The following is a 20,352-nucleotide window of genomic DNA, read 5'->3' as shown; positions in this document are numbered from 1 at the left end:
GCGTGCTCACCACAACACGCCGTTGTCGGGCTTGAGCGGCTCGGGCGCTTCCTCACCGATCGATTGAAGCAGATCGATCTCGATCGTGCGGCACATCGCCGACAGCGGCAGGTCGTGGACGGTGTTGGCGAAGGGGTCGACGAGATCGTCGCCGATCGCCAACACCGCCAGGAACATCAGTCCCGCCACGGTCGAGCCCAGCGGGGTGGCGAAGCCCAGCGTCTCGACCAGCCCGATCGGCAGCAGAATGCAGAACAGATGCGTGAACACCATCGGGAAGAAGCGATATTGATTGGGTAGCGGCGTGTTCTTGAGCCGCTCCATCCCGCCCTGCGCGTTGGCGATGTCGATCAGCACCCCCTCGATCGAGGCCTGCTGGATCGTGTCGATCCAGCCGTTCTCGCGCGCGAGATTGACGCGACGGCCGGTGCCATCGACGATACCGTTGGCGATGTTGGTGCGCGACAAGGCGAAGTCAGCCTCGCCTTTCGAGAGGAATCGCAGCACCTCGTCGTCCGCCTTCTGCCGCCGCAATTGGCAGCGCAGCGCGTTCACGTAGGCGATCTGCCGCAGCACGATCGTCCGCTTCATGTCGCGCGCGTCGGGATCGGGAAGATAGTTGCGCGCCGCACGCGCGAGGTTGCGGCTGGCGTTGATCATCAGGCCCCACAGCGACCGCCCCTCCCACCAGCGCTGGTAGGCCGAGTTGCTGCGGAAGCCGAGGAACAGCGCCAGTGCCGAGCCGAACAGCGTCAGCGGCAGTTCGGGGGCCTTGAACGGCAGGACGTAGTAGGTGACCGTCACGATCACGTCCCAGACGAACAACAGCGTCAGTGGCTTCCAGACTTCGCGGACGATCTGCGTGAGGCGGGGAACGGCGGTGACGATCATGCCCGGCTAACGCGCATTAGGCTGGGCCGTTGCACGTACGAAACCAAATGTTACAGAGCCAGGCGGCGGGACGCGTCGGCTAGGCGCGAGACCCGGTCGAGCCGCATCGTGCTCCGGCGACCGCCGGGGTCGCGGTCGTGGCACCACTGGCTCGGGGCTGCTGCGCCCGCAGCAGCTCCCCCCTCACCCGACCAAGGCGCGATCGCGCAGGCCGCGCCAGACGCGCAGCGCCTGCACCGTCTCGGCGACGTCGTGGACGCGCAGCAGCTGCACGCCCGCCCCCGCTCCCCTGAGCGCGAGCGCCACCGAGCCGCCGAGCCGCTGTTCCACGGGCGCCTCGTTGCTGAGCGCACCGATCAGCCGCTTGCGGCTCGCGCCCAGCATCACCGCGCAGCCGAGGCCGTGGAACATCGCGAGACCGTTGAGCAGCGCGAGATTGTCCGCGAGCGACTTGCCGAAGCCGATGCCGGGGTCGACGATCACGCGGGTGCGATCGACCCCGGCGGCGACCACCGCCGCCACCCGCGCCTCGAGCCAGTCGAACACCTCGCCGACCACGTCGTCGTAGATCACACGGCCGTGCCCGCCGGCCGTCGGATCGGGCGAGTGCATCAGGATCACCGGCGCGCCGCTGCGCACCACCACCTCGAGCGCGCGCTCGTCCCACAGAAGCGCCGCGACGTCGTTGACCATCGCCGCGCCGGCGGCAAGCGCCGCCTCCATCACCGGCGCCTTGCGCGTGTCGACCGAGACCAGCGCGCCGGCGCGGGCGAGCCGCTCGATCACGGGCGCGACGCGGCGTGCCTCATCCTCCTCCCAGACGAGCGCGGCGCCGGGGCGGGTCGACTCGCCGCCCACGTCGATCAGTGCGGCGCCCGCCCCTGCCATCGCCATCCCGGCGGCGGCCGCGGCGGCGGGGTCGTCCCGGTGGGCGCCGCCGTCGGAGAAGCTGTCGGGCGTGACGTTGAGGATCGCGGCGACCTGCGGCTGGTCCAGCCGCAGCACGCGCTCGCCCAACGCCAGCGGCGCGCGCGGTGACGTGAAGCGCGCGTGCAGCAGCGCGGCGCGCTCGCCGAGTGCCGCCACCTCGCCGACGGGGACGACCCGTCGCGGACCGTCGCCGCTCACCTCATACGCGGCATACCACTGCAGCCCGCCGGCGAGGCGCGCCACCGCGCCGTCAGGGTAGGCGAACGGCGCGTCAACGAAGTGGACGGGGCGGAGGCGCATCGAACGGACCTTCTGCTGGGCGGGTGCCGCCTGCTAGCGCGGTTGACGGCGCGGCCCAAGCGCCGGCCGGGCGCTCGGCGGGAACGACGGCACGCGAGCGCTCTACCGCGCCGCCTCGCTCACGGCTGCGTCGCCAGCAGGTACGTCTGGCGCACGCGGTCGATCGGCTCGAGCGCGCCGTCGAGCTCGCGGTGCCAGAAGGTCCAGCCGTTGCACGCGGGCGCCTGCTGCACGGTCGCGCCCACCCTGTGGATCGAGCCGCTCGCGCCGCACGCGCTCGCCAGCGAACCGTCGGCGCGCACCGTCGCGCTGTGCCGCCGCTTGGCGTCGACCAACACGGTGCCGGGCGTGAGATAGCCGTTCTCGACCAGCACGCCGAACGCCACCTTCGGCTGCGCGCGCGGGCTCTGCATCGTCGCCAGCGCCGATTCGTCAAGCGGCAGCGCGGCGGCGATCCGCTCCGCCGCGGCGTCGATATAGGTCAGTTCGCGCTCGATCCCGATCCAGCGACGTCGCAGCCGCCTGGCCACCGCCCCGGTCGTCCCGGTGCCGAAGAAGGGGTCGAGCACGACGTCGCCCGGCTTGGTGCAGGCGAGCAGGATGCGATAGATCAGCGCCTCGGGCTTCTGCGTCGGGTGCACCTTCACGCCGCCCTTCTTGAGCCGCTCCTGCCCGCCGCAGATCGGGAACTCCCAGTCGGAGCGCATCTGCAGCTCGTCGTTGAGCGTCTTCATGCTGCGGTAGTTGAAGGTGTATTTGGCCTTCTCGCCCTTCGACGCCCAGATCAGCGTCTCGTGCGCGTTGGTGAAGCGCGTGCCGCGGAAGTTGGGCATCGGATTGGCCTTGCGCCACACGATGTCGTTGAGGATCCAATAGCCCAGGTCCTGCACCGCGGCGCCGACCCGGAAGATGTTGTGGTAGCTGCCGATCACCCAGATCGTGCCGTCGTCCTTGAGGATCCGGTGCGCCTCGGCCAGCCAGGCGCGCGTGAAGGCATCATAGGCGGCGAAGGTGTCGAACTTGTCCCAGTCGTCGGTCACCGCGTCGACGTGGCTGCCGTCGGGGCGGAACAGCTCGCCGCCGAGCTGGAGGTTATAGGGCGGGTCGGCGAAGACCATGTCGACCGACTTGGCCGGCAGCGCGCGCATCGCCGCGATACAGTCGCCCATCACGATCTGGTCGAGCGGGAGCGGCGATTCTGCCGGCTCCGCCGCGCGCCGCGACCGCGCGACCTTGTCCATCACCCCCATCGATCAGCTCCCCTTTGCCCGCGCAAGAGGCCGCCGAAACGCCGCTCCGTCAAGCCGCCTTTTACCTCGCGACTCGCGGACCGAAGCCGAGTCGCTAGCGGAACAAGATGAGTCCACGTCTATATGTTGAGTCAACCGCGGCGAGGTCGACTCGATATATGGTGGTGTGACGGGAAAGACTCAGAGCGGCAGAACCGCCTGCGCGACGGGGGCAAAGCTGCGGCGATGCAGCGGCGATGGCCCGTGCTCGCGCAGCGCGCGCAGGTGCGCGGGGCAGCCATAGCCCTTGTTCGAGTGCCAGCCGTACTGCGGGTGTGATTCGGCGGCGGCGATCATGATCTGGTCGCGCGTGTGCTTGGCGACGATCGAGGCGGCGGCGATCGAGCGGCTCTGCGCGTCGCCTCCGACGATCGCCGTCGCGGCATAGCCCCAGCGCGGCAGCCGGTTGCCGTCCACCAGCACGTGACCGGGCACGTTTCCCAGCGCGCGCGCCAGTTCGTCCACCGCGAGCGTCATCGCCTTCATCGTCGCCCAGTAGATGTTGAGCGAATCGATCTCGGCGGGCTCGACGATGCCGACGCCGACGATCGCGCAGTCGCGCAGCCGCGCGTAGAGCCGCGCGCGCTCGCCCGCGGGCAGCTTCTTCGAATCGTCGATCCCGCGCGGCACTCCTCTCGCGGGCAGCACCACCGCGGCGGCGACCACCGGCCCGGCGAGCGGCCCGCGCCCGGCCTCGTCGACGCCCGCGACCGGCGGCAGGCAGCGCTTCTCGTGGAGCAGCCCCGGCATCAGAGCCGCCACGGCGGGAAGCGGCGGTTCTCGCCCGCCTGAAAGAGACACACAGCGTTGCCCGAGGGATCGCGCAGCCGCGCCTCGCGCCAGCCCCACGACCGGTCGCGCGCCTCGTCGACCGCGACGCCGGCGGCGCGCGCGTGCGCCACCGCCGCGTCGACATCGGCGACCTCGAGGAAGACGACAGGCGCGGCGCCGATCTCCTGCGCCGCCTCGATCGACAGCGTCGCGCCGCCGGCGCTCTCGAACCGCGCGTAGCGCTCGCCGCTGGCGACGATCGGGGTCAGCCCGAGCCCGCGGTAGAAAGCGAGCGTCGCGGCGTGATCCGTCATCGGCAGCGTCACCTGGTTGAGCGTCGGCGCCGCCGCGGCGACGTCGAGCCGGACGCGCGCGTGTCCCATCGGTCCGTGCCCGCCGCCCAGCCCCGGCGACTCGCGCAGCGCGACCCGGACGAACACCCGCGCGCGCTCGATCGCCTGCGGCAGCGCGAGGCCGCGCGCGAGCCCCTCGGCGATCGCGCTCGCCAGCGTGCAGCCGGTGCCGTGGCTGTGGCGCGTGTCGATCCGCGGCGCTTCCCAGCGCAGGATCTCGCCGCCGGGGCCGATCAGCCGGTCGACCACGATCTCGCCCTCGGCGTGGCCGCCCTTCACCAGCAGCGGCGTCCCGATCGCGGCGGCATAGTCGCGCGCCGCCGTCGTCACGTCGTCGGCCGCGAGCGTGTCGACCCCGCACAGCGCCGCCAGCTCGGGCAGGTTCGGCGTGACCAGCGCGCTGAGCCGTGCCAGCCGCTCGAACGCCGCGATCGTGGCGGCGTCGGCCAGCACCGCGCCGCTGCTCGCCACCATCACCGGGTCGAGCACGATCGCGCGCCCGTAGCGCCCGCCCGCCAGCTCCTCGGCGACCACCGCGGCGATGTCGGCGCCGCCGAGCATGCCGATCTTGACCGAATCGACGCCGAGGTCCGCGACCACGCTCGCCATCTGCTGCCGCACCATGTCGGGCGACAGCGCCGCGACCGCCTGGACGCCGAGCGTGTTCTGCGCGGTGATCGCGGTGATCGCGGTCATGGCATGGCCGCCGAGCATCGTGACGGTCTTGATGTCGGCCTGGATCCCCGCGCCGCCGCCCGAGTCCGAGCCGGCGACGATCAGCACGCGCGGCATCATCCGCGGTGGCGCCGCTCGGTCGCGGCGGGGTATCTCTTCAGCGTCGCGCCGACCCGCGCGGGGCGATCGAGCAGCTCGCCGCCGCAGCCCGGGCAGCGCTCGTCGAGGTCGTCGGCGCAGTCGGCACAATAGGTACATTCGAGCGAGCAGATGAACGCGCCGCCCGCGTCGGCGGGCAGATCGACGCCGCAGCGCTCGCAATCGGGACGCATCTCCAGCATGCGCGCGCCATAGCGCCGCGCGCGCGCGAGGTCACGCGGGATCAGGGTGGAAGAGTGCACACGGCCCGCTCCTCGGCGCCGTCGCGGGCCGACGGCGACGAACCTCCTTCCTCCACCCCGGCGAACGCCGGGTTCCGGTTGGGAAGGCCGTCATGGGACTCAGCGCCGTCCCCCACCCGGACCCCGGCGTCCGCCGGGGTGGGAAGAAGAGGAGGGACAGGCCCACCTACCCCTTCACGCCGCGGCGCGCACCGCGTCGCAGATGCGGTCCACCACGCGCTCGACCTGCTGCGGGTCATCGCCCTCGGCCATCACGCGGATCACCGGCTCCGTGCCCGAGGGGCGGATCACCAGCCGGCCGGTGCCCGCCAACTCGGCCTCGGCCTCGGCGATCACCGCCTTCACCCCGTCCTGCTCGAGCGGCTTGCCGCCGGCGAAGCGCACGTTCTTGAGCAGCTGCGGCAGCGGCTCGAAACGGTGAAGCACCTCGCTCGCCGGCGCGCCGGCGCGGCACAGTTCGGCGAGCACCTGGAGCGCGGCGACCAGCCCGTCCCCCGTGGTGGCATAGTCGGACAGGATGATATGCCCCGACTGCTCGCCCCCGACGTTGTAGCCGCGCCGCCGCATCGCCTCGAGCACGTAGCGGTCGCCCACCTTGGTGCGGATCAGTCCCAGCCCCTGCGCCGACAGATGCCGCTCCAGCCCGAGGTTGGACATGACCGTCGCGACCAGCCCGCCGCCGGCGAGCCGCCCGGCGCGCGCCCAGCCCGCCGCGATCGTCGCCATCAGCTGGTCGCCGTCGATCACGCGGCCGCGCTCGTCGACCACGATCAGCCGGTCGGCGTCGCCGTCGAGCGCGATGCCGATCGCGGCACCGTGCTCCACCACCGCCGCCGACAGCGCCTCGGGGTGGGTCGAGCCGATCCGGTCGTTGATGTTGAGCCCGTTGGGACTGACCCCGATCTGGACGAGGTCGCCGCCGAGCTCCCACAAGGCCTCGGGCGCGACCTGATAGGCCGCGCCGTTGGCGCAATCGACCACCACCTTGAGCCCGTCGAGGCGCAGGTCGTTCGGGAAGGTCGACTTCGCGAAGTGGATATAGCGACCGCGCGCGTCGTCGATCCGCTTGGCGCGGCCGATCTCGCCCGCGGCGGCCAGCGCCACCTCGCCGTCGATCGCCGCCTCGATCGCCTCCTCGTCCTCGTCGGAGAGCTTGTAGCCGTCCGGGCCGAACAATTTGATGCCGTTGTCGGCGAAGGGGTTGTGGCTGGCCGAGATCATCACGCCCATGTCGGCGCGCATCGACTTGGTCAGCATCGCCACCGCGGGCGTCGGCATCGGCCCGACCAGCGTGACGTCCATGCCGACGCTGGTGAAGCCCGCCTGGAGCGCGCTCTCGAGCATGTAGCCCGACAGGCGCGTGTCCTTGCCGATCACGACGCGGTGGCGATGCGCGCCGCGCAGGAAGTGTCGACCGGCGGCCATGCCGACCTTCATCGCCATCTCCGCGGTCATCGCGCCGGTGTTGGTGAGTCCGCGAATGCCGTCGGTGCCGAAATATTTCCTTGCCATCGCCTCTTCCGTTCGCTCCGCTGGTGGGCTCCCATAAACGATGACGAACGAAGGGCGAAGAGCGCGCTGATGTCGCAGGCCACCCGTATCCTCCTTGCCCTGATCGCCGGCCTCGCCGCCGGCATCGCGCTGGCGCGCGTCGCGCCCGGCGCGGTGCCGAACGTGGTGGCGGTGGCCGAGCCGCTCGGCACCGCCTGGCTCCACGCCTTGCAGATGACGATCGTGCCGCTCGTGGTCTCGCTGCTGGTCACCGGGGTCGCCGCGACCGCGGAGGCGGCGCGTGCCGGGCGGCTGGCGGCGCGCGCGATCGCGCTCTACGTCGCCTTGCTCGCCACCTCGGCGACGATCGCGGCGCTGCTGACCCCGCTGCTGCTGGCGCTCGCGCCGCTGCCCGCCGCCTCGGCCGCGGCGCTGCGCCGCGCGCTGTCCGACGCGAGCGCGGTGCCCGCGGTGCCGCCGCTCGGCGAGTTCTTCGCCGGCATCGTGCCGACCAACGTGATCCAGGCGGCGGCGAACGACGCCTTCCTCTCGCTGATCATCTTCACCTTGGCCTTCGCCTTCGCGATCGCGCGGATCGAGCGCGCGCAGCGCGACCTGCTGGTGCGCCTCTTCACCGCCTTGCGCGACGCGATGCTGGTGGTGATCGACTGGGTGCTGTGGATCGCGCCCGCGGGCGTGCTGGCGCTCGCGCTGGTGGTGGGCGCGCGCGCGGGCACCGGCGCGTTCGGCGCGCTGATCCACTATATCCTGATCGTGAGCGCCTCGGGCGTGGCGGTGATGCTGCTGGCCTATCCGATCGCGCGGCTGGGTGCGCACCTGCCGCTCGGCGCCTTCGCGCGGGCGACGCTGCCGGCGCAGGCGGTGGCGATCAGCACACAGAGCTCGCTCGCCTCGATGCCGGCGATGATCGAGGGCGCGCGCGGCCTCGGCGTCGAGGTGCGGGTCGCCGGCGTGACGCTGCCGTTGGCGGTCGCGATCTTCCGCGCGACCGGGCCGGCGATGAACCTCGCGGTAGCGATCTACGTGGCGACCTGGTTCGGCGTCACGCTGTCGCCGGCGACGCTCGCGATCGGCGTGGTGGTGGCGACGCTGACCTCGCTTGGCTCGGTCAGCCTGCCCGGCACGGTGAGCTACGTTAGCGCGATCGCGCCGATCGCGGGCACGATCGGTGCGCCGATCGCGCCGCTGGGGCTGCTGGTGGCGGTGGAGACGATCCCCGACATCGTCCGCACCGTGGGCAACGTGACGATGGACATCGCCACCACCGCGCTGCTGGGCCGACGCGGCGACGCGGATGACCCCTCGGGTCCGCCCGGCCCGGACGCTTGACGAAGGCGAACCATCTCCTTTATTGACAGGACTGTCAGTAAGGAGTCTTCGCGTGACCCGCATGCCCCCCTATCCCGGCACCAGCGGACGGCGCGACTGGCGCGGCGCGGTCGACGCGGTGCGGCGGCTGATGCGCGACCCCGACGACACGCGCCAGGTCTTCCGCATCATGCGCGCGCTCAACACCGGCAACGCCCCCGCCAACTACGCGCGCCTGATCGCCTCCTCGGCGGGCGGCCGGATCGCCTATGAGCGTGCCGAGCTCGCCGCGCTGCTCGCCGATCCCGCGGCGGTGGCGCGACACGTGCCGGGCACGGTCGGCGCCGCCTATCGCGACTTCCTCGCCACCACCGGCTATACCGCCGACGGGCTCGTCGCGGTCAGCGAGGCGGACCATGCCGACGCCTGGGGTGCCGAACATCCCTATGGCTGGATGGGCCGTCGCATCCGCGACCTGCACGATCTCTGGCACGTGCTGACCGGCTACCAGGCCGACGACCCGCTCGGCGAAGCCGCGCTGGTCGCGTTCAGCTTCGCCCAGGTCGGCGGCCTGGGCTGGGCGCTGATCGCGGTCGCGGCCTCGGTGAAGAGCCTCGCGGTGACGCGCAGCACGCTGTTCGCGCGCGCGGTGTGGGAGGGCTATCGCCACGGCCGTGCGGCCGTGTGGCTGGTGGCGGAGGACCCGAGGACGCTGCTCGACGAGCCGCTCGCCGCGGCGCGGGCGCGGCTGGGCATCCGCGAGCCGCACGCCTATCAGCGTGCCCGTCGCGTGCTGGGCGCGGCGATCGACTCGTTCGGCGGCGCGCGCGGGGCAGCAGCGTGAGCGTGCCAGTCGCTCGCGCAGGCTGCTGCACGACCTGAGCCGCACTGTTCTCGAACGAACGCCGGAGTCCAGCGCGGCGGGATAGACGTTCGTGGCTCCGGGCGCCTGCGTGCGCGGGAGCCCAGCGTGAGCGCGGATCGGGCGGCTCAGCTTCTCTCGCCCGGCGCCGCGCGCCAGCCCGCCGCCGCGTAGAGCGCGCAGGCGGTCCAGATCAGCGCGAAGCTCAGCAACTGCGCCGGGCGGAGCGGCTCGCCGAAGATCAGCACCGCCTCGAGGAACTGCAGCGTCGGCCCGATATATTGCAGCAGCCCCACCGTCGCGTAGCGCAGCCGCCGCGCCGCCGCGGCGAACATCAGCAGTGGTGCCGCGGTCACCGCGCCCGCGAGCACCAGCAGCAGGTCGAGGCGCGTGGTCTGACCGAAGGCGCCGCTGCCATGCGCATGCGCCCAGGCGACGATCGCGACGGCGGGCACCAGCAGCAGCGCCGTCTCGATCAGCAGCCCCCCCAGCGCGTCGATCGCCACCACCTTGCGGATGAGCCCGTACAGCCCGAAGCTCACCGCCAGCGCGAGCGGGATCCACAGCGCCCCGCCGCCGTCGAGCGCGAGCAGCACCACCCCCACCCCGGCGATCGCGACCGCGCCGGCCTGCACCCGCGTGATCCGCTCGCGCAGCACCGCGACGCCGAGCAGCACGTTGAGCAGCGGGTTGATGAAGTAACCGAGGCTCGCCTCGAGCACATGGCCGTTCTGCACCGACCAGATGTAGACGAACCAATTGACCGCGATCAGCAGCGCGGTCGCGCTGAGCAGCGCCAGCGTGCGCCCGCGCGCTTCCCGCAGGATCGAACGCCCGCGTCCCAGCGCGGCGACGATCGCGACCAGCAGCAGCAGCGAGAAGATCACGCGATAGGCCAGCACCTGCAGCGCCGGCACCGAGTCGAGCAGGTGCAGGTAGAGCGGCAGCAGCCCCCAGCACACGAAGGCGCCGACTCCGAGCAGCAGGCCGGTGCGGGTCGAGGCGGGACGGTCGGGCATGCCGGTCGCCATCGCCCGCCGACCGCCCCGGCGCAAGTCGTCGCGCTCCCGTCATGACCCAGTGCGGTGGCGCTGCCTTGCGCGCGCCCTCCGACGCCGACTAGGGTGTGGCGCGTTGCCGCTTCCGCTTGCAGCGCTTACAGCCGCGGGCGATGCTCGCGCGCCTGGTCCTCACCGATGTCCGCAATCACGCGGCGCTGAGCCTCGCCCCCGCGCCGGGCTTCGTCATCCTGACTGGCCCCAACGGGGCGGGGAAGACCAACGTGCTCGAGGCGGTGTCGCTGCTCGCGCCCGGCCGCGGACTGCGCCGCGCGCCCTTGTCCGAGATCGCGCGCGCCGACGGACCGGGCGGCTTCGGCGTCGCCGCGACACTGGGCGACGGCGTCGAGCTCGCCACCGGGGCGCTGGCGGGCGCGCCCGAGCGACGGGTCGTGCGGGTCAACGGCGCCGCGGCCGGCGCCGGCGCGCTGGCCGAGCGCGTCGCGGTTCTCTGGCTCACCCCGGCGATGGACCGGCTGTTCACCGAGGCGGCGGGCGAGCGTCGTCGCTTCCTCGACCGGCTCACGCTGGCGCTCGCCCCCGAGCACGCGCGCCACGGCATCCGCTACGAGGCGGCGATGCGCGACCGCAACCGCCTGCTCGCCGAGCCGGCGCCCGACCGTGACTGGCTCGTCGCGCTGGAGGCGCAGATGGCGCAGCACGGCGCGGCGCTCGACGCCGCGCGCCGGCGCACCGTCGCGGCGCTGGGCGACGCGCTGGCGGCGCAGCCGGCGGGGGCGGTACCGCGCGCCGCGCTCGCGCTCGCCGGCTGGAGCGGCGATGCCGAGACGCTCGCCGCCGAACTGCGCGCGGGCCGTTCGCGGGACGCCGCGGCAGGGCGCACGCTCGCCGGACCGCACCGCGCCGACCTGCTCGTCACGCACGTCGACAAGGCCCGCCCCGCCGCGAGCGCCTCGACCGGCGAACAGAAGGCGCTATTGCTCGGCATCGTCCTCGCCCATGCCGAGCTGGTCGCCACCGCGACCGGCCGCGCGCCGCTGCTGCTGCTCGACGAGATCGCCGCGCACCTCGACCCCGCGCGCCGCGCCGCCTTGTTCGAGCGGCTCGCCCCGCTGGGTCAGGTGTGGATGACGGGGACCGAGCCAGCGCTGTTCGCCGCGGCGGGCGAGGCGACGCGCCTGGCGCTGTGACCGGGCGACGCGATCCCCGCGTCGCAGCGGCGTTGCGTCGCACCGCAAAAGCGCGCAGGCGGCGTTGATCATCCGGCGCCGCGCGCGCCGCACGCAGGACCACGCCGCTGACCGAGCCCGCCTTCCCCCTCGCGACCGAGCGCGCACCGTCAGAGGGCGCGGGCGAGTGGCGACGGGGCTGGCCGCTGGTGTCGGCGGCGATGCTCGGTGCGGGGCTCGGCCCCGGCCTCTACCAGAATCTGTCCAGCCTGTTCACGCCCGGGCTGGAGCGCAGCTTCGGCTGGTCGCGCGGCGAGATCGCCACCGCGGCCGGGCTCGCTCTGCTGGGCGCGCTCGCGGCGCCCCTGATCGGGCGCATCGCCGATCGCTTCGGTGTGCGACCGGTGATCACCGCCTCCATGCTGCTGCTCGGAATCGCCTATCTGTGGCTCGCCTCGATCGGCGGCGCGATCTGGCGCTATCAGGTCGGCGTGCTGCTGCTGGTGCTCACCATACCGGGGACGAGCAGCCTGGCCTATGGCAAGCTGATCGCGGCGGCGTTCGACCGACGACGCGGGCTCGCGCTGGCGCTGGGCACGTCCGGGCTGGCGCTCGCCACCATCGTCGCCGCCCCCGCGCTCGGCTGGGTGATCGGACGCTATGGCTGGCGCTACGGCTTCGTCGCGCTGGCGGCGGGAAGTTCGGTGCTGGCGCTGCCGCTGATCCTGCTCGCGATCCGTCGCGCGCCGCGCGCGATCGTCGCCCCGCGCGCCCCGCCGAGCGAGGCGAGCGGCGTGTCGGCGCGCGACGCGCGGCGCGATCGGCGCTTCTGGATCCTCGTCACCTCGGCGCTGCTGATCAACGCGGCGACGACCGGGCTGGTGACACAACTGGTGCCGATCGGGCTCGAGTTCGGCCAGAGCGCGGCGCAGGCGGCGCTGCTGCTGACCGCTTTCGCCGCGAGCGCGATCGCGGGGCGGCTGATGGTCGGCGTGCTGGTCGACCGGCTGCGACCTCAGCCCGTCGCGGCGGGGTTCGCGCTGGTGTCGGCGGTGGCGTTCGTGCTGCTCGCGCTCGCGCCGCAGGGCCAGGCGACCTTGTTGCTGCTGGTGTTCCTCGCCGGGCTGATGAACGGCGCGGAGAACGACCTGCTGCCCTTCTTCGCGGCGCGACTGTTCGGGCTGCGCGCCTATGCCGAGATCTACGGCACCGCGATGCCGCTGGCCCTGTCCGGCACCGCGGTGGGGATCATCGGCTTCGGCCGGCTGCACGACGCCACTGGCACCTACACGCCCGCGCTGGCGTGCGGCGCCGGCGCGCTGCTGCTCGCCTGCGGCTGCTTTCTGCTGCTGCCCGACCGCGCGCTGCCGAAGGCTGGCGAACCGCTCTGACCCCGGGGCTGGCGCCCGCGTGGTGGGCGCGGAGACGAGGATCGCGCCGGTCTTCCTAGAGGAGCCGGCCACCATCGTTCTCCGCGGGGAAGCAGTGATCGCGTCGCAGCCTCGCGCCACGTCGCCGCCCGACATTCCGACCCAAGACGAACCGAAATGTACACGCCCGCGCTGGCCGCCTCGCGGCCAACCGTCCTAGGGCTTCGCGCGCATGGGTATACCGAATCACCGCGCCGGCGCCGAGTGGCGCGCGGGCTGGCCGCTCGTGCTGGGCGGGCTGGTCGGCATGGGCGCGGGACCCGGGCTGTTCCAGAACATCTCCAGCCTGTTCATTCCCGGCCTGATCGCCGAGTTCGGCTGGACGCGCGGCGAGATCGCCACCGCCGCGGGCGTGGGGCTGCTCGGCTGTGTCGCCATCCCCTTCTTCGGCCGCGCCACCGACCGCGCCGGGCCCATTCCCGTCATCGCTTTCTCGCTGCTGCTGCTCGGCGCCACCTATCTCTCCTTCACGCGGCTGGCGGGCGAGCTGTGGCATTATCAAGTGATGGTGCTGTGTCTCGCGCTCGGCGTGCCCGGCACCAGCGCGGTCGCCTACGGGCGGCTGATCGCGACCCGCTTCGTCGCGCATCGCGGGCTGGCGCTCGGCGTCGCGACCTCCGGCCTGTCGGTCACCACCCTGCTGATGCCGCCGATCGTCGGGGCGGCGATCACGCGTCACGGCTGGCGCGGCGGCTTCGTCGTCCTCGCCATCCATGTCGTGGCGGTGGCGTTGCCGCTGACCCTGCTCGCGCTGCGCCGCGTCGGACCGGTGGCGCCGGTAGACGCCGCGCGCGGCCCCAGCGCGCGCGCGGCGCGGCGTCAGGCGCGCTTCTGGCGGCTGGGGCTCACCGCCTTCTGCGTCAATTTCGCGACGGTCGGGCTGGTCACCCAGCTCGTGCCGCTCGGGCTGGAGCGCGGGCTGGGCGTGATCGAGGCGGCGCTGCTCGTCACCGCGTTCGGCAGCGCGCAGCTGGTCGCGCGCGTCGCGATCGGCGCGCTGGTCGACCGGCTCGCCCCGCACCGCGTCGCCGCCGCGGTGGCGCTGCTGTCCGCCGCCGGCTTCGCGCTGCTCGAGCTGCGCGCGCCCGGTCTCGCCGCGCTGTGGCTCATCGTCTTCGTCGCGGGGCTGATGAACGGCGCGGAGAACGACCTGCTGCCCTTCTTCGCGGCGCGGCTGTTCGGGGTCGGCGCGTACGGCGAGACGTACGGCTCGCTGCTGGTGATCGCCCTGCTCGGCACCGCCGCGGGCGTGGTCGGCTTCGGGCGACTGCGCGACGCGACCGGCGCCTATGATCTCGCGCTCGCGCTCGGCGCCGGGGCGATGGTGGCGGCGGCGCTGCTGTTCCTCTCGCTGCGCCAGCGCGGCGACGGCTGAGCGATGCTCGACCGTCGCCGCCACCCGCCCGGGCTCGCCTTCACGACCTGGCGCGCGCGCGACGGCTGGGCCTTACGCGCCTATGACTGGCCCGCGCCGGCGCCGCGCGGGCGTTTGCTGTTCCTCGGCGGACGCGGCGATTTCGCGGAGAAGTACCTGGAGGCGATGGCGCATTGGCGCGGGCGCGGGTGGAGCATCACCGGCTTCGACTGGCGTGGCCAGGGCGGCTCGGGGCGGATCGGGCGCGACCCGCTGGTCAACCACCTCGACAGCCTCGACCCGCTACTCGACGATCTCGCCGAGTTCGTCGCCGCGCGACCGGCGGCCGTGGCGGTGGCGCATTCGATGGGCGCACACCTGCTGCTGCGGCTGCTCGCCGAGAAGCGCGCGCGCTTCGACGCCGCGGTGCTGTCGTCGCCGATGCTGGGACTGCGCGCCGGCCCGCTCGCCACGCCGGCGATCGCCGCGCTCGCCGCCGCGGCGGCTCGCGCCGGCCGCGGCGAGCGGCGCGTGTGGGAGGGCGACGCGGGCAACGTCGGCGGGCGCATGACCTCCTGCCCCGAGCGGCAGGCCGACAAGGTCTGGTGGAAGACGAACCACCCGCAGATCGCCTCGGGCGCGCCGAGCTGGGGCTGGACTCGCGCCGCCTGCGCCTCGATCGCCCGGCTGCGCCCCGCCGCGCTCGCCGCGGTGGACACGCGCGCGCTGCTACTGGTGTCGCGGCGCGACCCGATCGTGTCGCCGCGTGGCGTGGCGCGTGCCGCGCGGATCCTCCCGCTCGGCGAGCTCGAGCTGCTGCCCGGCCGCGGCCACGAGCTGCTGCGCGAGGCCGACCCGATCCGCGAGCGCGTGCTGGCGCGGATCGACCAGTTCCTCGGCTGAGAAGGGCGCCATTTCGCTTCCGTTGGAGGGGCGCCGTGCCTATATGCCCGCTATGGCAGAACAGCAGAATTCCAGCGAGTACGGCGCCTCCTCGATCAAGGTGCTGAAGGGCCTGGACGCGGTGCGCAAGCGTCCCGGCATGTATATCGGCGACACCGACGACGGCTCGGGCCTCCACCACATGGTGTTCGAGGTGAGCGATAACGCGATCGACGAGGCGCTCGCCGGCCATTGCGACCGGATCGACATCTCGCTCAACGCCGACGGTTCGGTCTCGGTGACCGACAACGGCCGCGGCATCCCCACCGGCATCCACCCCGAGGAGGGCGTCTCCGCCGCCGAGGTCATCATGACCCAGCTCCACGCCGGCGGTAAGTTCGAGAACACCAGCGACGACAACGCCTACAAGGTCTCGGGCGGGCTCCACGGCGTCGGCGTCTCGGTGGTCAACGCGCTGTCGGAGTGGCTCGATCTGACGATCTGGCGCGACGGCGAGGAGCATTACATGCGCTTCGCGCATGGCGACGCGGTGGCGCCGCTCGAGGTGGTCGGCACGGCCGACGGCAAGAAGGGGACGCGTGTCACCTTCCTCCCCTCCCCCGCCACGTTCAAGATCACCGAGTTCGACTTCGACAAGCTCGAGCACCGCTATCGCGAACTCGCCTTCCTCAACTCTGGCGTGCGGCTCTTCCTCACCGACGCGCGTCACGAGGAGCCCAAGCAGGTCGAGCTGTTCTACGAGGGCGGCATCGCCGCGTTCGTGAAGTGGCTGGATCGTAACAAGCAGCCGCTGTTCCCGGACCCGATCTCGGTGTCGGGGATGCGCGACCAGATCGGGATCGACGTCGCGCTGGAGTGGAACGACTCTTATTACGAGAACGTCCTCGCCTTCACCAACAACATCCCGCAGCGCGACGGCGGCACGCACATCGCCGCCTTCCGCGCCGCGCTGACCCGCACGCTCAACAATTACGCGGAGAAGTCGGGCCTGTTGAAGAAGGAGAAGGTCAGCCTCACCGGCGACGACATGCGCGAGGGACTCACCGCCATCGTCTCGGTCAAGCTGCCCGACCCCAAGTTCAGCTCGCAGACCAAGGACAAGCTCGTCTCGTCCGAGGTGCGCCAGCCGCTCGAGAGCCTGATGGCCGACAAGATGGCCGAGTGGCTCGAGGAGAACCCGCAGCACGCGCGCGCGATCGTCGGCAAGATCATCGACGCCGCCGCCGCGCGGGAGGCGGCGAAGCGGGCGCGCGAGCTGACGCGGCGCAAGGGCGTGATGGACATCGCCTCGCTGCCCGGCAAGCTGGCCGACTGCCAGGAGCGCGATCCCGCCAAGTCCGAGCTGTTCCTCGTGGAGGGCGACTCCGCCGGCGGCTCGGCCAAGCAGGGGCGGGACCGCCACTTCCAGGCGATCCTCCCCTTGCGGGGCAAGATCCTCAACGTCGAGCGCGCTCGCTTCGACCGGATGCTGGGCTCGAAGGAGATCGGCACGCTGATCCAGGCGATGGGCACCGGCATCGGCCGCGACGACTTCAACCTGACCAAGCTGCGCTATCACAAGATTGTCATCATGACCGACGCGGACGTCGACGGCGCACACATCCGTACGCTGCTGCTGACCTTCTTCTATCGCCAGATGCCCGAGATCATCGAGGCGGGGCACCTCTACATCGCGCAGCCGCCGCTCTACAAAGCGACGCGCGGGCGATCCGAGGTGTACCTCAAGGATGACGCCGCGCTCGACGAATATCTCGTCGACGCCGGGCTCACCGCGATGGCGCTCGACCGCGGCGGAGAGGCGCTGACCGGCGCGCACCTGCGTCCGCTGGTGGAGCATGCGCGTCGGATGCGGACGCTGATGCGCTACGTGCCGCGCCGCTACGATCCGGTGATCATCGAGACGCTCGCGCTGGGCGGTGCGCTCGCACCCGAGCTGACGCGCGAGGCGCGTGCCGCCGCGGTGGCCGAGGTGACGCGCCGGCTCGACCAGGGCGACAGTGAGGCGACGTGGAGCGCGCGACTGACCGACGAGGGCGGCATCCACTTCGAGCGGCTGTGGCGCGGCGTGACCGACCACCATATCGTCGAGGCGGCCTTCCTCGCCTCGGCCGAGGCGCGCAAGCTCCACACGCTCGCCGCCGAACAGGCCGAGAGCTTCGCGCACGCCTCCAAGCTGGTGCCGGTAAAGGGCAGCACGGTCGAGACGCCGGCCGACGCGGTCGCCACCGACGAGGAGGGTGAGGAGACGGTGACGGTCGGGCGTGGCGAGTCGCTCGTCGCGCGCCCGTCGCAGCTGCTCGACGCGATCCTGGCGGCCGGGCGCAAGGGACTGGCGATCCAGCGCTACAAGGGGCTGGGCGAGATGAACGCCGAGCAATTGTGGGAGACCACGCTCGATCCGTCGAACCGCTCGATGCTCAAGGTGGCGATCGACCAGGCCGACGTGGCCGACGAGATCTTCACCCGGCTGATGGGGGACGTGGTCGAGCCGCGCCGCGAGTTCATCCAGGAGAATGCGCTGAGCGTCGCCAACCTCGACGTGTGAGGAGAGCGGCGCGGAGACGCATCGGCACGACCTGGGGGCGTGAAAGCGTGCTCCGGCGCACGCCGGCGTACCGCGCGGCGCCGCGCATGCGCGCCACCTTGGCTCCTGCCGCGCGATAGCCCGCTACAATGTGGTCCGTCGCGTGGGATCGTGCTCCGGCGAACGCCGGAACCCGGAGCCGCAGGCGTGACGCCAGCGCTCTGGGCTCCTGCGTGCGCAGGAGCACTCCGCTGGTTCACGCCAGATAGATCGTACGCTTGCGCTTCAAACGGCAGAGATCATCCGGCGCCTGTCACGCGCGGGGGCAGTCGCCCTTCCTACCCCGCCGCTCTCCGCGGCAAGTAAAAATGACGACGCCGCTGGTGCATAACTACCAGGAAACAATCTAGGTTAACGTGGTTCTTCTCTCGACAGGGGAGATATACCATGAGACCTTTCGTAGCGGCCGCACTCTGCTTGGCCCTGCTCGGCGCGACGTCGGCGTGCGTCGACCCGTCGGCGCGGATCGCGTCGTCGCTGGAGGGCTACGGCCTCGCGCCCGACCAATCGACCTGCGTCGGCGAGCACCTCGAGAAACATCTCTCGCTCGGGCAGTTGCAGCAGCTCGGCCGCGCCGCGCGCGCCGCGCGCGAGGGCGACACCACGCCCGGGCGCCTCACCATCAGCGACTTCGTCCGCGTCGCGGGTCAGGTGAAGGATCCCAAGGTCCCGCTCGAGGTCGCCCGCGCCGCCGCGGGCTGCGGCATCGTCACCGCGCCGCCCGCGCTCTGACGCGCGGTCTCACTCTACAGAAGGGCATCCCAACCCATGAACGACGTCACCTATGCGGGCGGTCAGGTCGTCTCGAACGGCCGGGAGATCGGCTCGCGCCTGCTCTATTATGTCGAGGAATGGGGCCCGCGCATCCTGGCGGCGCTCGTCATCCTGCTGATCGGCTGGGTCGCCGCGCGCGCGATCAAATGGGCGGTGGCCAAGCTGGTCAATCGCACCCCGCTGGCGCGCCACGCCAACGCCGCCAACCTCGGCGAGCGCCACCCCGACAGCATCGGCGTGCAGGTCGGTGACGCGGCCTATTGGATCGTGCTGCTGATCGCGCTGTTCCTCGCGGCCCAGCCGCTCGGGCTGACCGGCGCAACCGGGCCGCTCGGCGACATGCTGCGCGGCTTCGGCCACGCGGTGCCGCACATCATCGGCGCCAGCCTGATCTCCTTCCTCGGCTATGTGCTCGCCAAGGTGGCGCGCAAGGCGGTCGAGGCGGTGGTCACGGCCAGCCACGTCGAGCGCTTCTCCACCAGCCTGGGCGACGGCGCGCCGAGCGACCCGTCGATGCTGCCGCGCACGCTCGGCGCGATCGTCTTCGCGCTGATCATCATCCCGGTCGCGATCGCCGCGCTGGACACGCTCAACATCGCCGCGATCTCGCAGCCCGCCACCGCGATGCTGCGGCTGATCCTCGACGCGATCCCGCACGTCATCGCCGCCGCGCTGATCCTCGCGGTCGCCTATGCCATCGGCAAGTTCGCGTCACGGCTGCTGACCCAGTTCCTCGGCACCACCGGCTTCGATCGCGCGATCGGCGCCACCGGCCTGTGGTCGCAGGCGACCGCGAGCGAGCTGGGTGCGGCGCGCGCCGATCTTCGTCCCTCCGCGCTGGTCGGCAGGGGCGCGTTCGTCGCGGTGCTGATCTTCGGCCTGATGGAAGCCTTCCGCCAGCTCGACTTCGCTTATGGCTCGCGCATCATGGCCGAGGTGCTGGCGCTGTTCGGCCAGGTGGTGTTCGGCTCGATCATCATCTTCGCCGCGGTGATCGTCGCGCGGCTCGTCGCCCGGGTGGTCGAGGGGCAGAGCGGCGCGCGCGCCGCGGCGCCGCTGGTACGGGTCGCGATCATCGTGCTCGGCACCGCGATCGGGCTGCGCTTCATGGGCCTGGCCGACGACATCATCAACATGGCGTTCGGACTCCTCCTCGGCGCGGTCGCGGTCGCCGCGGCGCTCGCCTTCGGGCTCGGCGGCCGCGAGGCGGCAGGGCGCGTCGTGGCGCGGCTGCTCGAGCCTGACGCGACCGGGCGCGACCTGACGACGGCACCGCCGAAGGAGCACACCGCGGCACCGCGTCCCGCGCCGCTCACCCCGCACTTCAACGAAGGAGACGAATGATGAACACCGATACGTTCGCCGGCGCCGCGACCGACCTCGGCGGCAAGATCAAGGAAGGGCTGGGCAACGCCGCCGGCGACAAGACCCTGCGCGCCGAGGGCAAGGCCGATCAGCTCGGCGGCCAGGCGCGGCAGAGCTACGGCGAGGCCAAGAATGCGGTGGAGGACACGATCCGCCCCGCGATCGACTATGCGCGCCAGTTCATCCACGAGCGGCCGTTCACCGCCGCGGCGATGGGCGGCGTGCTCGGGATCGCGCTGATCAACACGCTGCGCGGCAAGTGATCGCGGGGCGAGGTGCCGGCCGGCGCCTCGCCCTCACCTCCCCTGCCCGCCGCGAAGATCGCCACGACCGTCCCGCTCGCAGCGGTCCCGATTATCCCGCCCCCGGCGCGTGGCGGCTGCGGTCCTGGGTGTCGCGCTCGTGTCGGGATCGACCGTCTTGACGAAGGCGTTCGCCGTCGGTGCCCACAGCGCCCGCGCG

The 20,352-nt window shown here is 72.2% G+C and carries 18 protein-coding genes; 10 read left to right on the top strand and 8 right to left on the bottom strand.

The annotated features are described in order from the left end of the window. Positions 1 to 6: 6 nt before the first annotated feature. The 7 genes from FHY05_RS09780 to glmM all read right to left on the bottom strand — a co-directional run bounded on the left by FHY05_RS09780 (position 7) and on the right by glmM (position 7,122). Positions 7 to 891, bottom strand: coding sequence for a bestrophin family protein (locus FHY05_RS09780; RefSeq protein ID WP_183944197.1), 885 nt, complete (start codon positions 889 to 891; stop codon positions 7 to 9). A gap of 183 nt (positions 892 to 1,074) precedes the next feature. Then, the gene (folP, locus tag FHY05_RS09775) at positions 1,075 to 2,121 is read right to left on the bottom strand and encodes a dihydropteroate synthase (protein WP_183944196.1); all 1,047 of its coding nucleotides are present in this window, start codon (positions 2,119 to 2,121) and stop codon (positions 1,075 to 1,077) included. A gap of 119 nt (positions 2,122 to 2,240) precedes the next feature. Then, complete coding sequence (locus tag FHY05_RS09770; protein ID WP_183944195.1) at positions 2,241 to 3,371, bottom strand: site-specific DNA-methyltransferase; 1,131 nt, start codon at positions 3,369 to 3,371, stop codon at positions 2,241 to 2,243. A gap of 180 nt (positions 3,372 to 3,551) precedes the next feature. Then, complete coding sequence (locus FHY05_RS09765) at positions 3,552 to 4,160, bottom strand: ribonuclease HII (RefSeq protein WP_183944194.1); 609 nt, start codon at positions 4,158 to 4,160, stop codon at positions 3,552 to 3,554. After that, positions 4,160 to 5,329, bottom strand: a complete 1,170-nt coding sequence (gene thiD, locus FHY05_RS09760; protein ID WP_183944193.1) for a bifunctional hydroxymethylpyrimidine kinase/phosphomethylpyrimidine kinase — start codon at positions 5,327 to 5,329, stop codon at positions 4,160 to 4,162. Before thiD ends, FHY05_RS09765 begins: the two co-directional genes overlap by 1 nt. Then, on the bottom strand, positions 5,326 to 5,550 hold the full coding sequence (locus FHY05_RS09755) for a DUF1272 domain-containing protein (protein WP_183944349.1): 225 nt from the start codon (positions 5,548 to 5,550) through the stop codon (positions 5,326 to 5,328). Before FHY05_RS09755 ends, thiD begins: the two co-directional genes overlap by 4 nt. A 234-nt stretch (positions 5,551 to 5,784) precedes the next feature. Then, a complete protein-coding gene (glmM, locus tag FHY05_RS09750; RefSeq protein WP_183944192.1) occupies positions 5,785 to 7,122 on the bottom strand; it encodes a phosphoglucosamine mutase in 1,338 nt (445 codons plus the stop codon). 69 nt (positions 7,123 to 7,191) lie between these two features. Between glmM and FHY05_RS09745 the strand changes: the two genes are divergently transcribed. Further along, the gene (locus FHY05_RS09745) at positions 7,192 to 8,451 is read left to right on the top strand and encodes a dicarboxylate/amino acid:cation symporter (RefSeq protein WP_183944191.1); all 1,260 of its coding nucleotides are present in this window, start codon (positions 7,192 to 7,194) and stop codon (positions 8,449 to 8,451) included. Between the two features lie 61 nt (positions 8,452 to 8,512). Next, on the top strand, positions 8,513 to 9,274 hold the full coding sequence (locus tag FHY05_RS09740; RefSeq protein ID WP_183944348.1) for a Coq4 family protein: 762 nt from the start codon (positions 8,513 to 8,515) through the stop codon (positions 9,272 to 9,274). Positions 9,275 to 9,420: 146 nt separating this feature from the next. Here the strand turns inward: FHY05_RS09740 and rarD are convergent, their stop codons facing one another. Beyond that, positions 9,421 to 10,311 (bottom strand): EamA family transporter RarD, encoded by an 891-nt coding sequence (gene rarD, locus FHY05_RS09735; RefSeq protein ID WP_260181445.1) that lies wholly within the window; start codon positions 10,309 to 10,311, stop codon positions 9,421 to 9,423. A gap of 152 nt (positions 10,312 to 10,463) precedes the next feature. On the opposite strand from rarD, the gene recF reads away from it, so the two are divergent. The 8 genes from recF (at position 10,464) to FHY05_RS09695 (ending at position 20,153) form a co-directional block, all read left to right on the top strand. Continuing rightward, a complete protein-coding gene (gene recF / locus FHY05_RS09730) occupies positions 10,464 to 11,501 on the top strand; it encodes a DNA replication/repair protein RecF (RefSeq protein WP_183944189.1) in 1,038 nt (345 codons plus the stop codon). Positions 11,502 to 11,689: 188 nt separating this feature from the next. Beyond that, positions 11,690 to 12,871 (top strand): MFS transporter, encoded by a 1,182-nt coding sequence (locus tag FHY05_RS09725; RefSeq protein ID WP_183944188.1) that lies wholly within the window; start codon positions 11,690 to 11,692, stop codon positions 12,869 to 12,871. Between the two features lie 211 nt (positions 12,872 to 13,082). Beyond that, entirely contained in the window at positions 13,083 to 14,285 is a 1,203-nt protein-coding gene (locus FHY05_RS09720; RefSeq protein WP_183944187.1) for an MFS transporter, read from the top strand. A gap of 3 nt (positions 14,286 to 14,288) precedes the next feature. After that, complete coding sequence (locus FHY05_RS09715) at positions 14,289 to 15,167, top strand: alpha/beta hydrolase (protein WP_183944186.1); 879 nt, start codon at positions 14,289 to 14,291, stop codon at positions 15,165 to 15,167. 52 nt (positions 15,168 to 15,219) lie between these two features. Further along, entirely contained in the window at positions 15,220 to 17,712 is a 2,493-nt protein-coding gene (gene gyrB, locus FHY05_RS09710) for a DNA topoisomerase (ATP-hydrolyzing) subunit B (protein WP_183944185.1), read from the top strand. 426 nt (positions 17,713 to 18,138) lie between these two features. Next, positions 18,139 to 18,483: a hypothetical protein gene (locus FHY05_RS09705; RefSeq protein ID WP_183944184.1), complete on the top strand. Its 345-nt coding sequence runs from the start codon at positions 18,139 to 18,141 to the stop codon at positions 18,481 to 18,483. A gap of 36 nt (positions 18,484 to 18,519) precedes the next feature. Further along, entirely contained in the window at positions 18,520 to 19,869 is a 1,350-nt protein-coding gene (locus FHY05_RS09700) for a mechanosensitive ion channel (RefSeq protein WP_183944183.1), read from the top strand. Beyond that, complete coding sequence (locus FHY05_RS09695; RefSeq protein ID WP_183944182.1) at positions 19,869 to 20,153, top strand: CsbD family protein; 285 nt, start codon at positions 19,869 to 19,871, stop codon at positions 20,151 to 20,153. The genes FHY05_RS09700 and FHY05_RS09695 overlap by 1 nt, the downstream gene beginning before the upstream one ends. Positions 20,154 to 20,352 lie beyond the last annotated feature (199 nt).

The sequence above is a fragment of the Sphingomonas sp. BK580 genome, from assembly GCF_014194975.1.
In the GTDB taxonomy this organism is placed as follows: domain Bacteria; phylum Pseudomonadota; class Alphaproteobacteria; order Sphingomonadales; family Sphingomonadaceae; genus Sphingomonas.
The sequence above is the reverse complement of the archived record's forward strand: the minus strand, read 5'-3'. Positions and strand labels throughout refer to the sequence as shown.